A 13,055-nucleotide genomic window follows, 5' to 3' on the forward strand; every position below is an offset into this window, starting at 1 on the left:
CGTTCCAGCTGCCGGTTATTGGGGCGTTATGTCTAGGGATCGCTCTATGAAAATTGATACAGGTTGCCCCAATTGTGGTGGCGTAGCAATAAAGGAAAGTGAGCGTGGTGACGATCCAGCTATCTACAAATGTCCAGTATGTAATAGCGTTCTATTGCCTGATATAAAGAAAAGTGAATTTCGTCGCTACTTTGGCTGGATTGCACTAATAATGCTGGGATTGGTCTTTGCTCTCGGTAAATTATTTCCCGCTCTTTCGCTAGTTTTTTTTGTTACTCTTATGCTTTTAAGTTTAGTCGGTACAGGATACGAAGTTTTAGAATTCTCAAAAATCGTAAAGCTAAAATGTGTAGTAAAAACATAACAAGGTGATGATGTTCATTCCGCCCCTATGGGGCTCCACCAGACGGCCTACGCTTCGCGCAGTCCGCCGCATATCACGGCGTTAAGCCAATATGACCAAGAAAAGTAGAATAATTGGATTGCTCTCTATAGTTCCCGGTACGATCTGGGTACTCTATTTAACAATCGCTCTCGGATTGGCTGTGTTTAGTGAAGGAAGATTTGATCTCGGGCCAAATCCATATCAAACAGTATTTTTACTTTTTGTACCGTGCTTAGCTCTATTGCAGCTTTGGAGGCTCCTTTATAAGGAAACTCCATTGTCCGAAATTGGTTCACTTGAAAAGGCGGTTTCAACGTTGCTAGGAGTGCCGGTGATTTTGTTGGGCGCAGGTACTGTTTTAGCTATTTTGTTTACATCTCCCTCAGCAGCTGTGCTTTATGGTTTGTTCGTTTTGCCATTAACTATTTATGGAGCATGGTGCCTTTATGAACTCTGGCTGGCTTAACAAGCGCAGGCTGTCGGAACGCCTTTCCGCTGCGCTCCAAGTTGTCCGCAGCTGCGGGCGTTAAAATACTCACTCAATATTTTGTTGTGGTTACGTTTTAGTTAGCAATACCCTGCCACTAGCTGGCAGTCCGGCATCAAGGTTCGGTGAAAGTTTTCATTCAGCAGTTTCGTTCCTGGTACCATTTACAAAGTTAGTAGTAATCGGCAAACTATTCGAAGTTGGCAGTGGTTGCCATCAATAATAATCGCGGCATCGGAAGCTTTATCGCATTCTCAGGTGCCACTTATCATCTAAAGCTACGCTGGCGCTTCGCATCGTGTTTCAAAGTAGGCCGTGCCATCGTAGTTTTAACCAGCTTAGGCACCGGATACACCTGACGGCGTTCCGGTGCTAAAAGCGTTAGGCGCTACGAGAGATTTCAGTGATCAAAGAAACATTAGATAATCTGATAGAAGCTTTCCCCGAATGGAAAGGAGATTTGTCGAAATCTACTCCAGGCAAGGAATGGGAGTTTGTGGTCACGTCACCAGAAAGTGAAGCCAAATTGATCTTTTCTATCTCAGATCGAATCAATATTAAGTTTGGCCGTAAAAATCTAGAGTTTTTCCATGCTTCAGAATCAACCGATCCTTTGAAGGATATCGTCTCAGATGACTTGGTATTCATCGAGTATTACTGCGATAAGAAGCTCGCAGAAACATTGGGGCAAGATGTACCGTCAGGTATTCCTGAATATCAAGGTGGCGATATTGTTAGTCCAGAAACAATTACAAACAAAAACACCGATTGGTATTTTGCCAATAAACTAAGGGTAACATCTTGGTCTGGAGCATTAGATCGAGACATAGAGGCCGTGTATGGCCAGTAAATCGCCTAACAAGCGCCTGCAAACGGACCTCCGGCAACTGTCACCTTTTGTGCGTTCCGCACAAAAGTCGCCAGTTACCTCCGGCCGTTGAGGCGGGCGTTACATTTCAGGGGTAGCATGAAGTTTACGATTAATTTGAATAAAGATGATTTTCGGCACTTTAATAAATTCGCCATGGCAAGAATTCATCAGGCATCGGGAATTAAGTGGAAAGTTACTTTATTTAATATGCTCTATTGGTTCTTTCTTGCGTTCTTTGCTCTAGAAATGTATTCAGTCTATGACAACAATTGCTGTAATAACTACGACCATCTAAATCGAGCACTAATAGCACTCGGTATTTGGTTTGTTCTGGCCAATGTTTGGCAGCAAATATATATGCGCCTCTATATTTCCGCAGCAGCAGACGAGAACGGAAGTGTTCTAGGGTTATGGGAATTTGAAATATCCGATTCAGGCATATGTGAGTCAAATAGTTTGTGTTCGTCTAGCTTTACTTGGCAGAGCATACAGTCTGTTGAGAAAGATCAGCATAACCTCTATCTATTCACAGATAAATTAAAGGCTCTAATTCTGCCGCTTAACCAAATTACTGAAGAAATAGAGTCCGAAATACACAAAAATGTAACAAGGTGATGAATTTCGTTCCGGCCCTGCGGGCCTCCACCGGGCTGTCGCCACTTCGCAGCGCCAGCCGATTATCGCGGCGTTAGGGCAATTGGTAGATGAACGTATTTAAGAGGTTAGAAGAGCTCAGTAATGATGGTAGCTTCTACCTGAAGGCCTTTGATTTGAGTTTTCAACCATTTGAAGTAGAAAGTGATCTTTCTATCTTTAGTGCTCTAGCTACTGAGCTTGAAACCGAGCATGCAGGTTATGAAGCTCTGCTACTTGATGTGAATTGGCGTTCGCACTTAGTCGCATGTATGTGCCTCATTGTCTCGGAGAATAAGTCGCACCTGGAAGAGCTAAAGAACCGCTTCAAAAATGGTAGTATGGTTAGCCCACAAATTGCTGTTGCAATGGCTCGCCTTCATTTCAGGGAAATGATGGACTTTTTACCCAGCTATATAAATGGTGGGAATGGGCCTGAATCATCTACCCAGATAGGGGCAGCACTAGTACTCTTGCAATCGATGTTCGTGCGTGAATTCACGTTCCCAAAATCACAGCTGAACATCGAGCGCTTCTGCTTAGGGCTGTCGGTTGCACAGCATCATTCTGGGTTTTGGCTTAAGCATAGAGGCAGTGCCCGGGGTTAGCCCTAACAAAGCGCCCAAAGTAAGCCGCCTCTGAGCGCGGCGTTAACTTTCCAGGAGATAAAATGGACTTCGGCAAAATCATCAAAAGCGATGGTGATATACAGCTTGCTCAATGGAGTAGCATAATCTCCAGTCATCAAGCTCTCGAGCAAGCTCCTGATAAGAAAGGAACTAACCCTTTTACCAATGAGGAGGTTCTTTTCTCAGGTGAAGGCATAGCTTTCTATCTAGAAGGCGGGGATGAAGTTGGCAATATAAGCCTGGAGAATGGTGTTCTACTGACCAGCGGGGTTCCTATGTCAATATGCTCTGAACTTGCATATTCCCTCAACGCGGAAGCTTTCGAAGATGACCGCAGTTAACAAGCAGCGGCAGAGCGACAACCAACGCTACGCACCTTTTGTGTTACTCGCGGGCGCTCAAACATTAACACAAATTGCGCTCCGCGCTGGCTGCGCCTGCGCTGGGCGTTAGGAATAATATGAGAGCAGCTATTTTTCTTCTTTTTTTACTATCGTACAGCTCAGCTGCTGAAGAGCTATGCCCATCTATAGAGTGGAGCGTTTTAAACCCAAATGCTCGCTGGGGAGCGAGCGATTTCAGCAAGAGAAGTGCTCAAATTGCCATTGATGAGCTTTCAGCGAACCTTAAAGCCGGTGGATATACTGATATATTTCGAGTTGCAGATCTCCAGTCCATCTATATGGGTTACATTTTGCTCGAAAATGTCAGAAAAACTAAAGGCAAAAATCAAGAGAGGGCAATTGGAGAGTACTGCGGTTTTATCTCAAAAACTCCGATTCGAGAAAATTCCTAACAAACGCAAGCAGTATGCTCCGGCCCTCCGCGGGACGCCCAACGCTATGCACATTTTGTGCGGGTCGCTGCGCTCCCAGTTTCGCACAAAATGTGCATAGCATTGGTCGCCCCTGTTGCGGGCGTGTGTTCCAGGCATGGCATTTAACTAGAGAGGTGCAAGTCCTCTTACCAGGTATTCGTGGAGCCGAAGGTTAGCGAAAGGGCAAGGTTAATATCGCGAGGTATTGGCTGGAGGAAGCCCAACGCAAATTCACGGGATGATGAACAAGAACTGGATATGAGGTGTGACGTAGGCGGAGCCAGTGGGCACGTGACCATAAAGCTCTCCATCCACAATTGGCCTGCGTTTTATAAATCCAGCATCTACGTGAAGAAAGTTAAATGTCTTACCCTGGGAGGTCTATGGGTTGTTAATGGAATAACTGAAAACTGAGAGATTGGTTTTGACCGACCTATAGAAGTCAGCAGAAGGCATAGTAGGTAGATTTCGTGCTACTGAAGGCCTGAACAATTCTGGACAGTATTATTAACGCAGAGCTTGATGACTGCATCTGACAAGTAACTTAGTTGCCAGAGAAAATTTTTTTTCTGGGTGAACATCAAACTGGAAACTTAATCATACATTGTCCAATTTCCCATCTCTTTTAATGCACCGAATTCTAGATAGGAATAATCTGTTTCGAGCATTACAACAAGTTTCTCGTAACAAAGGCGCACCAGGTCTCGATGGTATGACGGTAAAACAGTTGCCGGAACATCTTAAGCAGACTTGGATTGCTACCCGACAAAAGGTACTAAGTAGTAGCTATCGTCCTCAACCGGTGAAACGCGTCTTTATACCAAAAGGCAATGGAGGCCTGCGTCCATTGGGTATACCCACTGTGCAAGATAGGTTGATCCAACAAGCTATCGCACAGATACTCAGTGAGCAATGGGAGCCGAAGTTTCATGCTCTTAGTTTTGGTTTTAGACCAAATCGATCAGCGCACCAGGCGATTAAACAGGTCCAAAACTTTGTCCGGCAAGGAAAGCGCTGGACGATCGATATGGACTTGAAATCCTTCTTTGATGAAGTGAATCATGACAAACTCATGGTGACACTGAAGAAAAGTGGAATACCGGCTGATGTTCTGGGGTTGATAAACCGATACTTAAAAGCGCCGACGGTAGTCGATGGTGAGTTAATAGCTACTACAAAAGGCGTACCGCAAGGTGGGCCGTTATCTCCGCTTCTAGCTAATATAGTGCTTAATGAACTGGACTGGGAACTGCACAAGCGGCAACTCAGTTTTGTACGATATGCCGATGATTTTCAAATACTGGTGGGAAGTCATCGGTCTGCAGAGCGGATAAAAGCAAGCCTTACGCACTTTATCAAATGTAAGCTGAAGCTCACAGTAAATGCTGAGAAGAGTGCAGAGGATCACTTCTGGAAGCGGAGCTTTCTAGGATTTAGATTGCTGAAGAAGGATGCCCGGATAAAGGTATCAGAATCATCGATTAATAAATTGAAGGCAAAGATCAGAATGGTCACCCGCCGAACACGAGGCCGCAAGTTTACTCAGATCATAGATGAGTTAAAGGAGACCCTGCTTGGTTGGAAAGCGTACTTTGACATCAGTGAAGTACTGAGCCCTCTGAAAGATCTGGACAAGTGGATAAGGCGGAAGTTGCGATGTTATTTATGGAAGCAATGGGGACGTAGTGGTTACCGCAGATTAAGAAGGCTGGGCGTTGATCGTTTTTTAGCGTGGAACACGGCCAGATCAGCGCATGGACCATGGAGGCTAAGCAAAAGTCCTGCCCTTTACAGAGCATTGCCAAATAGATACTTTAGGAACTTGGGGCTGCCGGAATTGGCAGATAGGAAGGGGAATAGAATTGAACCGCCATGGTACGTGACCCGTATGCCTGGTGGTGTGGTAGGAGGGGCATCATGAGGTGCCTCCCTATCCCGATTAAATGCCTTTAAAGAAAACGTTATGCGTCTGATACCACTTTTAATATTGTTTCTCGCACAAACAGCGTTCTCTGCTTCATGGAAGAGTGAGTTCTTTGAGATTTCTTTGCCTTCAAACTATCACATTGAAGAAACAGGCTCTTCAATAGATTTCGCAGCCTTTGTCCCTAATAAAAAAACTGGCCATCCGTATGAGATGATCGTTATTCACATGGCTAGCACTGATAATCTTGAAGCAGTAATCCAAGAAAGTAATGAAATATTATCAGAGTACGGTGAAAGCTTAGGTGAGGCAAAGTGTGATAATAAGTGTACTCTTCTAGTTGCTGAGGCTGCTCGAGAATCGGGTGAAAGTAGGTTAAATTATTACCATAATGTGTTTCATATAAATAATAAGGTATATGTCATAACTTATTTTACTAACAAGCCTTTGTCACAAGGCCGTAGTTTTATTCAAAAAATTATAAGGCAAGTAAGTGCAAGCAGCACTTAACAAGTACAAACAGGTTGCTGCGGGCCTTTGGCCCTTCGCGGGACAACCTACGCTACGCTCCGGCCGCCCCTGTTGTAGTCGTTAAATTTCAGGAGAGATCATGAAGCAAATTGCAATTAGGAAGCATTTCAGTTGTTTTGAAACAACTAGTGATGAAATTCATGATGATTCTTTTGGCGAGCATCTTGAAAAGCTAGATGAGGAATTAAGGGCTGTTTTCGAAAAATATGGTCTCAAGATGCTTGAGAGCGAGACACGTTTTCTACCATACCAAAAATTGTCAGTATTCAACTGTGAAAAGTGTAATCATCTAATGATAAATAGAGACATGAATCCAACAAAATTTGATGAAGGAGACTTGTACTCTGATCTCAACTGGGTGGTTTATGATGGTGGCACACACGAAGGAAAAAATTTATGTGAAGAATGCCTTCCGGTAACACACCGCTGGGGGCACTATTCATGAGAAATTTAACAAGTGACTATGGTTGTTCGTCAAGTTATTAAGCCATACTTTCATCCCAGTAGGTGTTATTTTTCACCATCGTATTCAGTATCGTAATCTGCTTTCTCATGCAGGCAATCAGAGCGACCTTTTTAGGTTTGCCAGCGTCGACTAATCGCTTGTACATCGGCTTTAGTTTGGGATGATGCTGTATGGCCGACATGATGGAAACAAACAAAACCGTTCGTACACGATGCCTTCCACCCCGAATATATCTCTTTCCCTGGAAGCTGCCGCTATCACGGTTCATCGGGGCGATACCGACAAGTGCAGCGATTTCTTTACGGTTCAATTTTCCTAGCTCGGGAAGTTCACTCATCAATGTATAAGCCAATACATTTCCAACCCCTTTAGCGCTCAACAATAGGTCCCGCCTTTGCCGCCACTCAGACACACTGTTAACCAATTTATCCAGTGGCTTATCGATACCTTGTAACTCTTTCTTGATGGTGTTTAGAATGGCCTGTATAGGTTTGTGCACTGATTTAGGCATCCTCTGAAGCCGATTCTTTTGCATTGTGCTCATCTCTAAACACTGACTTCTTACCGCCAGTAAGTCACTGATCTCCCTAAGTTTTTCTGGCTTTAGCTCCGATAGTCTTGGCTTCATGGCCTCACCAAAATGTGCAATATCCATTGCATCTAGCTTGTCAGTTTTGGCGAGGCGCCCTGCGGATTTGGCGAAGCTTCTTATCTGTGAATGGTTGCAAACAACAACAGGTAATCCTGCTTTGTCAGCGGCGCAAACAAACTCTAATTCGAGTCTTCCTGTAGACTCTATTAATACTCTTTGAGGTTTAAGAGGTTGTAATTGTTTAATGGCATCCTTAATGCCATTTTTATCATTGGCAACACTAAAGAATTGGCCAGTAGGTCTCACATAAATATCGAGTTGTTTACTGCTGGTATCGATACCGACATTGATCTCTTGAGGTTCCATAAGATAAGCTATCTCCGCCTTGCTATTCGGGCTCGAGGCCCACATGACTATCCGAGTTATGCCTAGTGAGTGTCTGTCACGTTCCTACTTGTTAACGGTCTTTATAAACCGGCGCAGCAACGAACTGTGACAAACAAGGCCTTCGGTGGCCGCCGAAGGTGGGTCTCAATTTACCCGTTAGCGAAAAGGATTTTCAACATCAGAATCAGGCAAGAACAACCATACAAGCAGCAGCACGAAAGCCCGGCAAAAAATGCCGGGCAGGACGGCCTACATTGCGCTTCGCTTCATTTCGGCCGCCCGTGTGCTGAGCGTTACGTGTCGCGGAAGCACCGATGAAGAATTATAAGTTTGAATTATTCGCTGACTACTTTCAGGTCTATCTTATGGATACTGCGGCAGATGACGATACTTCGGAAGTATGGACTGAAGAGGCGCTTGAACTGAAACTAGGAGTACTAGCAAATACTCTCGCAGTTGGGACATTCCGCAATGTTGATGTGCCAGTTGAAGTAGAGATCTATGATAGTGAGCCCAATATCGATCTAAAAGAGTGGGATCATGCATCAATGGGTTACTTCACTATCAAGTCTGGTAGTTGTGCAGTGTTCGGTTGTACAGGCTATCTACCTGACGCAGCAAAGATAGAAATCAAACCGGGTGCCTATGCCGCACTTTCATTAGCTAAAGGCCTCGATTCAATAACCGAGGAATGGGAAGACGCGGATGATATTTATAGAGTCATTCTTTGGCCTTCATCAATTAAAGAGTACAAGGCACTAAAGACCTATGAAAACATGTAACAAGGCCAAGCAACATCAGCCACTTCGTGGCTTGGATAGCCTTACAGCCGCGCTTTTTATGCATGGCTACGCCATTATTGCACAAAAATTACAACTACAAGTCTGCCGTTGTTGGCAGCGCTAAGGGTCTCAATGAAAACTGGAGCAGCTATCATTCTCGGGATGCTGGTGGGTGGCGTTACAACCACCACCTATCTTTATTCCCAAATATATATCCCTTGGGTAAAATCCGATATTCGTAGTGAGGAAGCGGAATTAAAACTGCTATCCCTTCACATTGAAAATCTTAAACAAGGCAGGTATCAAGAAGTAACTTCAGCGCTAGAGGCGGAGCTTACAGCGAAACAAACCACAATTAATCTGTTGAAGAATGCACAGTAAATGAAGTCATAACCCCTTAATAAAAATATCAAAGGCGCACTTCGTGCTGGACGTCTGCTGCGCAGCCGCCCTTTATGTTGGCGTAAAATTTCCGATTGGAGTTTGGCTATGAAAATTGAGAAGTCAGAAAAGAAAGATTATGAAACCCTGATAGAAATTTGGGAGGCCTCAGTTCGAGTTACTCATGACTTTCTTCAGGAAGAAGACATAGTCACTTTAAAGCCTCTGATTTTAGAGCAGTATTTCGATGCTGTGGACTTGAAATGTGCTAAAGATGATGAAGGAAAAATTCATGGTTTCTGTGACGTCCATGAAGGGAATGTCGAAATGCTTTTTATCTCTCCAGAATCCAGGGGAAAAGGCATAGGTCTCCACTTAATGGAAGACGCCATAAAAAATCAAGGTGCTACCAAAGTCGATGTTAATGAGCAAAATAAACAAGCGCTAGGCTTCTATGAGTATTTGGGTTTCAATGTAGTAGGCCGTTCTCCACTAGATGGTCAAGGAAAGCCATACCCTTTGTTGCATATGGAACTAGGCAAAATTTAACAAGTGACTATGGTTGCTCGTCAAGTTTTTAAGCCATACTTTCATCCCAGTAGGTGTTATTTTTCACCATCGTATTCAGGATCGTAATCTGCTTTCTCATACAGGCAATCAGAGCGACCTTTTTAGGTTTGCCAGCGTCGACTAATCGCTTGTACATCGGCTTTAGTTTGGGATGATGCTGTATGGCCGACATGATGGAAACAAACAAAACCGTTCGTACACGATGCCTTCCACGCCGAATATATCTCTTTCCCTGGAAGCTGCCGCTATCACGGTTCATCGGAGCGATACCTACAAGTGCAGCGATTTCTTTACGGTTCAATTTTCCTAGTTCGGGAAGTTCACTCATCAGCGTATAAGCCAATACATTTCCGACCCCTTTGGCACTCAACAATAGGTCGCGCCTTTGCCGCCACTCAGACACACTGTTAACCAGTTTATCCAGTTGCTTGTCGATACCTTGTAACTCTTTCTTGATGGTGTTTAGAATGGTCTGGATAGGTTTGTGTACTGATTTCGGCATCCTCTGAAGCCGATTCTTTTGCATTGTACTCATCTCTAAACACTGACTTCTTACAGCCAGTAAGTCACTGATCTCCCTAAGCTTTTCTGGCTTTAGCTCCGATAGTCTTGGCTTCATGGCCTCACCAAAATGTGCAATATCCATTGCATCTAGCTTGTCAGTTTTGGCGAGGCGCCCTGCGGATTTGGCGAAGCTTCTTATCTGTGAAGGGTTGCAAACAACAACAGGTAATCCTGCTTTGTCAGCGGCGCAAACAAACTCTAATTCGAGTCTTCCTGTAGACTCTATTAATACTCTTTGAGGTTTAAGAGGTTGTAATTGTTTAATGGCATCCTTAATGCCATTTTTATCATTGGCAACACTAAAGAATTGGCCAGTAGGTCTCACATAAATATCGAGTTGTTTACTGCTGGTATCGATACCGACATTGATCTCTTGAGGTTCCATAAGATAAGCTATCTCCGCCTTGCTATTCGGGCTCGAGGCCCACATGACTATCCGAGTTATGCCTAGTGAGTGTCTGTCACGTTCCTACTTGTTAACGGTCTTTATAAACCGGCGCAGCAACGAACTGTGACAAACAAGGCCTTCGGTGGCCGCCGAAGGTGGGTCTCAATTTACCCGTTAGCGAAAAGGATTTTCAACATCAGAATCGGGCAAGAACAACCATACAAGTCGAGCAAGCGGGACAAGGTACTGCGTGCTTCGCCCCTTCACTCAACGTTATGTGTAAGAAAGATTTGAGATATGAATAGAGTTCAAGTAGGTACACCTCTATCGAAAGAAGTAATTAAGCGGTACGCAGAGGAGGAAACCTTTTTGCTGACTTTCTTCTTGAATGAGCTTAAAGGAAGCGACTCACATTTATCGTATTGTGTCATCTCTGATATAGAGTCAGAGGTGGGTGTTGAAATATTTAGTGCTACCGAGAAGATCGCAGAAGTTCATTGTGCAGAAAATAGAGATGGGGTTCTTACCGGTGAGCTACAGGTTCATAGTATGAAAAACTGGGAGAAAGCTGAAATATTGAGTGTCAAAGAGGCTAGTATCTATGTGGGCACATAAAACATATAACAAGCGCAAGCTGTCGGAACGCCTTCCCGCTCCTTCGTCGCTACAAGTCATCTGCAGCTGCGAGTGTGATGTGCAATGAAAAATATCGCGCAATTCTTACTGCTTTTACTTGTTGCAGCCATGACTTGGATTTTACTTCAGCCCTTCCCTGGCGATGAAATAAAAATTTTAGAAATTACAAAGGGAACCGTCGGGACGTTTGTTATTGGAGCAACAAAATCGGAAACATTAAGTAATAATATTAAAAGCAGCTTTGCTCCAATGCTCAATTCAAAAGAATGTCCGAAAAATTGGATTAAAGTAAACGAAATGAGTAGGATTCAAAGAGAGTGCTTAATGGATTCTAGTGGATGGGGAGCTTCTACTGATGCTGGTAAAGAATTATGCCCCGAAAAAACAGATTGGCATATTACTCTTTATTTTGTAAAAAATAATCTTTCCAAGGTGAAAGTTCGTTGCACTCTAGCCATATAAAATTACATATAACAAGTGACTATGGTTACTCGTCAAGTTTTTAAGCCATACTTTCATCCCAGTAGGTGTTGTTTTTCACCATTGTATTCAGGATCGTAATCTGCTTTCTCATGCAGGCAACCAGAGCAACCTTTTTAGGTTTGCCAGCGTCGACTAATCGCTTATACATGGGCTTTAGTTTGGGATGATGTTGTATGGCCGACATGATGGAAACAAAAAGAACCGTGCGTACGCGATGCCTTCCACCTCGAATATATCGTTTGCCCTGGAAGTTGCCGCTATCACGGTTCATCGGGGCGATACCGACAAGTGCAGCGATTTCTTTACGGTTCAATTGTCCTAGCTCAGGAAGTTCACTCATTAACGTATAGGCCAATACATTTCCGACCCCTTTGGCACTCAACAATAGGTCACGCCTTTGCCGCCACTCGGACACACTGTTAACCAGTTTTTCCAGTTGCTTGTCGATACCTTGTAACTCTTTCTTGATGGTGTTTAGAATGGTCTGGATAGGTTTGTGTACTGATTTCGGCATCCTCTGAAGCCGATTCTTTTGCATTGTACTCATCTCTAAACACTGACTTCTTACAGCCAGTAAGTCACTGATCTCCCTAAGCTTTTCTGGTTTTAGCACCGACAGCCCTGGCTTCATGGCCTCACCAAAATGTGCAATATCCATTGCATCTAGCTTGTCAGTTTTGGCGAGGCGCCCTGCAGATTTAGCGAAGCTCCTTATCTGCGAAGGATTGCAAACAACAATAGGTAATCCGGCTTTGTCGGCGGCGCAAACAAACTCTAACTCGAGCCTTCCCGTAGACTCTATTAATACTCTTTGAGGTTTAAGAGGTTGTAGTTGTTTAATGGCATCTTTAATGCCATTTTTATCATTGGCAACACTAAAGAACTGGCCAGTAGGTCTCACATAAATATCGAGTTGTTTACTGCTGGTATCGATACCGACATTGATCTCTTGAGGTTCCATAAGATAAGCTATCTCCGCCTTGCTATTCGGGCTCGAGGCCCACATGACTATCCGAGTTATGCCTAGTGAGTGCTTATCACGTTCATACTTGTTATCGGTCTTTTACGAACCAGCCAAGCAGCGAACTGTGATAAACAAGGCCTTCGGTGGCCGCCGAAGGTGGGTCTCAATTTACCCGTTAACGAAAAGGATTTTCAACATCAGAATCGGGCAAGAACAACCATACAAGTCGAGCAAGCGGGACAAAGCACTGGGTGCTTCTCCCCTTCACTCAACGGAATGTGTAACAAAGATTTGATAGATGAATAGAGTTCAAGTAGGTACACCTTTATCGAAAGATATAATGGACCGGTACGCAGGGGAGGGAACCTTTTTACTGACTTCCTTCTTGAGTGAGCTTAAAAAACGACCAGGCTTTGTCGTATGGCGTCATCTCTGATATAGAGTCAGAGGTGGGTGTTGAAATATTTAGTGCTGCCGAGAAAGTCGCAGAAGTTTAATGCGCAGAAAATAGGGATGGGCTTCTTACCGGTGAGCTACAGGTTCATAGTATAAAAACTGGGAGAAA

General features: G+C 44.0%; 18 protein-coding genes. 15 read left to right on the plus strand and 3 right to left on the minus strand.

Annotated features, from left to right (window positions below):
* Positions 1–46: 46 nt before the first annotated feature.
* The 10 genes from ACJJIE_RS23030 to ACJJIE_RS23075 all read left to right on the plus strand — a co-directional run bounded on the left by ACJJIE_RS23030 (position 47) and on the right by ACJJIE_RS23075 (position 6,722).
* Positions 47–364: a hypothetical protein gene (locus ACJJIE_RS23030; RefSeq protein WP_444893097.1), complete on the plus strand. Its 318-nt coding sequence runs from the start codon at positions 47–49 to the stop codon at positions 362–364.
* A gap of 91 nt (positions 365–455) precedes the next feature.
* Complete coding sequence (locus ACJJIE_RS23035; protein ID WP_444893098.1) at positions 456–851, plus strand: hypothetical protein; 396 nt, start codon at positions 456–458, stop codon at positions 849–851.
* 424 nt (positions 852–1,275) lie between these two features.
* Positions 1,276–1,722: a hypothetical protein gene (locus ACJJIE_RS23040; protein ID WP_444893099.1), complete on the plus strand. Its 447-nt coding sequence runs from the start codon at positions 1,276–1,278 to the stop codon at positions 1,720–1,722.
* A 117-nt stretch (positions 1,723–1,839) separates the two neighbouring features.
* The gene (locus tag ACJJIE_RS23045) at positions 1,840–2,358 is read left to right on the plus strand and encodes a YcxB family protein (protein ID WP_444893100.1); all 519 of its coding nucleotides are present in this window, start codon (positions 1,840–1,842) and stop codon (positions 2,356–2,358) included.
* A gap of 89 nt (positions 2,359–2,447) precedes the next feature.
* Complete coding sequence (locus ACJJIE_RS23050) at positions 2,448–2,984, plus strand: hypothetical protein (protein WP_444893101.1); 537 nt, start codon at positions 2,448–2,450, stop codon at positions 2,982–2,984.
* A 62-nt stretch (positions 2,985–3,046) separates the two neighbouring features.
* On the plus strand, positions 3,047–3,346 hold the full coding sequence (locus tag ACJJIE_RS23055; RefSeq protein WP_444893102.1) for a hypothetical protein: 300 nt from the start codon (positions 3,047–3,049) through the stop codon (positions 3,344–3,346).
* 119 nt (positions 3,347–3,465) lie between these two features.
* Positions 3,466–3,801, plus strand: coding sequence for a hypothetical protein (locus ACJJIE_RS23060; RefSeq protein WP_282931781.1), 336 nt, complete (start codon positions 3,466–3,468; stop codon positions 3,799–3,801).
* 649 nt (positions 3,802–4,450) lie between these two features.
* A complete protein-coding gene (gene ltrA, locus ACJJIE_RS23065; protein WP_444893103.1) occupies positions 4,451–5,743 on the plus strand; it encodes a group II intron reverse transcriptase/maturase in 1,293 nt (430 codons plus the stop codon).
* Between the two features lie 42 nt (positions 5,744–5,785).
* The gene (locus ACJJIE_RS23070) at positions 5,786–6,256 is read left to right on the plus strand and encodes a hypothetical protein (RefSeq protein WP_444893104.1); all 471 of its coding nucleotides are present in this window, start codon (positions 5,786–5,788) and stop codon (positions 6,254–6,256) included.
* A 100-nt stretch (positions 6,257–6,356) separates the two neighbouring features.
* A complete protein-coding gene (locus tag ACJJIE_RS23075) occupies positions 6,357–6,722 on the plus strand; it encodes a hypothetical protein (protein WP_444893105.1) in 366 nt (121 codons plus the stop codon).
* A 37-nt stretch (positions 6,723–6,759) separates the two neighbouring features.
* On the opposite strand, the gene ACJJIE_RS23080 is transcribed toward ACJJIE_RS23075, so the two are convergent.
* A complete protein-coding gene (locus ACJJIE_RS23080) occupies positions 6,760–7,701 on the minus strand; it encodes an IS110 family RNA-guided transposase (RefSeq protein WP_444893106.1) in 942 nt (313 codons plus the stop codon).
* A gap of 335 nt (positions 7,702–8,036) precedes the next feature.
* On the opposite strand from ACJJIE_RS23080, the gene ACJJIE_RS23085 reads away from it, so the two are divergent.
* From ACJJIE_RS23085 to ACJJIE_RS23095, 3 genes are all read left to right on the plus strand, one after another.
* On the plus strand, positions 8,037–8,504 hold the full coding sequence (locus ACJJIE_RS23085) for a hypothetical protein (RefSeq protein ID WP_444893107.1): 468 nt from the start codon (positions 8,037–8,039) through the stop codon (positions 8,502–8,504).
* A 132-nt stretch (positions 8,505–8,636) separates the two neighbouring features.
* Positions 8,637–8,885, plus strand: a complete 249-nt coding sequence (locus tag ACJJIE_RS23090) for a hypothetical protein (RefSeq protein ID WP_444893108.1) — start codon at positions 8,637–8,639, stop codon at positions 8,883–8,885.
* A 108-nt stretch (positions 8,886–8,993) separates the two neighbouring features.
* On the plus strand, positions 8,994–9,434 hold the full coding sequence (locus ACJJIE_RS23095; RefSeq protein ID WP_444893109.1) for an acetyltransferase: 441 nt from the start codon (positions 8,994–8,996) through the stop codon (positions 9,432–9,434).
* 28 nt (positions 9,435–9,462) lie between these two features.
* On the opposite strand, the gene ACJJIE_RS23100 is transcribed toward ACJJIE_RS23095, so the two are convergent.
* Positions 9,463–10,404 carry an IS110 family RNA-guided transposase gene (locus ACJJIE_RS23100; RefSeq protein WP_444893110.1) on the minus strand — a complete coding sequence of 314 codons (942 nt, stop codon included), beginning with the start codon at positions 10,402–10,404 and terminating at the stop codon, positions 9,463–9,465.
* A 300-nt stretch (positions 10,405–10,704) separates the two neighbouring features.
* On the opposite strand from ACJJIE_RS23100, the gene ACJJIE_RS23105 reads away from it, so the two are divergent.
* Positions 10,705–11,022: a hypothetical protein gene (locus tag ACJJIE_RS23105; RefSeq protein WP_444893111.1), complete on the plus strand. Its 318-nt coding sequence runs from the start codon at positions 10,705–10,707 to the stop codon at positions 11,020–11,022.
* Between the two features lie 84 nt (positions 11,023–11,106).
* Positions 11,107–11,505, plus strand: coding sequence for a hypothetical protein (locus tag ACJJIE_RS23110; protein WP_444893112.1), 399 nt, complete (start codon positions 11,107–11,109; stop codon positions 11,503–11,505).
* 40 nt (positions 11,506–11,545) lie between these two features.
* Here the strand turns inward: ACJJIE_RS23110 and ACJJIE_RS23115 are convergent, their stop codons facing one another.
* Entirely contained in the window at positions 11,546–12,487 is a 942-nt protein-coding gene (locus ACJJIE_RS23115; RefSeq protein WP_444893113.1) for an IS110 family RNA-guided transposase, read from the minus strand.
* Between the last annotated feature and the right edge of the window lie 568 nt (positions 12,488–13,055).

It is taken from the genome of Microbulbifer maximicatervae (SeqCode) (assembly GCF_052467325.1).

Excerpts from the sequence above, each read along its gene's own strand:
- ACJJIE_RS23030 (WP_444893097.1), top strand. The coding sequence starts at position 47 with ATGAAAATTGATACAGGTTGCCCCAATTGTGGTGGCGTAGCAATAAAG.
- ACJJIE_RS23035 (WP_444893098.1), top strand. The coding sequence starts at position 456 with ATGACCAAGAAAAGTAGAATAATTGGATTGCTCTCTATAGTTCCCGGT.
- ACJJIE_RS23045 (WP_444893100.1), top strand. The coding sequence starts at position 1,840 with ATGAAGTTTACGATTAATTTGAATAAAGATGATTTTCGGCACTTTAAT.
- ACJJIE_RS23050 (WP_444893101.1), top strand. The coding sequence starts at position 2,448 with ATGAACGTATTTAAGAGGTTAGAAGAGCTCAGTAATGATGGTAGCTTC.
- ACJJIE_RS23055 (WP_444893102.1), top strand. The coding sequence starts at position 3,047 with ATGGACTTCGGCAAAATCATCAAAAGCGATGGTGATATACAGCTTGCT.
- ACJJIE_RS23060 (WP_282931781.1), top strand. The coding sequence starts at position 3,466 with ATGAGAGCAGCTATTTTTCTTCTTTTTTTACTATCGTACAGCTCAGCT.
- ltrA (WP_444893103.1), top strand. The coding sequence starts at position 4,451 with ATGCACCGAATTCTAGATAGGAATAATCTGTTTCGAGCATTACAACAA.
- ACJJIE_RS23070 (WP_444893104.1), top strand. The coding sequence starts at position 5,786 with ATGCGTCTGATACCACTTTTAATATTGTTTCTCGCACAAACAGCGTTC.
- ACJJIE_RS23075 (WP_444893105.1), top strand. The coding sequence starts at position 6,357 with ATGAAGCAAATTGCAATTAGGAAGCATTTCAGTTGTTTTGAAACAACT.
- ACJJIE_RS23080 (WP_444893106.1), bottom strand. The coding sequence starts at position 7,701 with ATGGAACCTCAAGAGATCAATGTCGGTATCGATACCAGCAGTAAACAA.
- ACJJIE_RS23085 (WP_444893107.1), top strand. The coding sequence starts at position 8,037 with ATGAAGAATTATAAGTTTGAATTATTCGCTGACTACTTTCAGGTCTAT.
- ACJJIE_RS23090 (WP_444893108.1), top strand. The coding sequence starts at position 8,637 with ATGAAAACTGGAGCAGCTATCATTCTCGGGATGCTGGTGGGTGGCGTT.
- ACJJIE_RS23095 (WP_444893109.1), top strand. The coding sequence starts at position 8,994 with ATGAAAATTGAGAAGTCAGAAAAGAAAGATTATGAAACCCTGATAGAA.
- ACJJIE_RS23100 (WP_444893110.1), bottom strand. The coding sequence starts at position 10,404 with ATGGAACCTCAAGAGATCAATGTCGGTATCGATACCAGCAGTAAACAA.
- ACJJIE_RS23105 (WP_444893111.1), top strand. The coding sequence starts at position 10,705 with ATGAATAGAGTTCAAGTAGGTACACCTCTATCGAAAGAAGTAATTAAG.
- ACJJIE_RS23110 (WP_444893112.1), top strand. The coding sequence starts at position 11,107 with ATGAAAAATATCGCGCAATTCTTACTGCTTTTACTTGTTGCAGCCATG.
- ACJJIE_RS23115 (WP_444893113.1), bottom strand. The coding sequence starts at position 12,487 with ATGGAACCTCAAGAGATCAATGTCGGTATCGATACCAGCAGTAAACAA.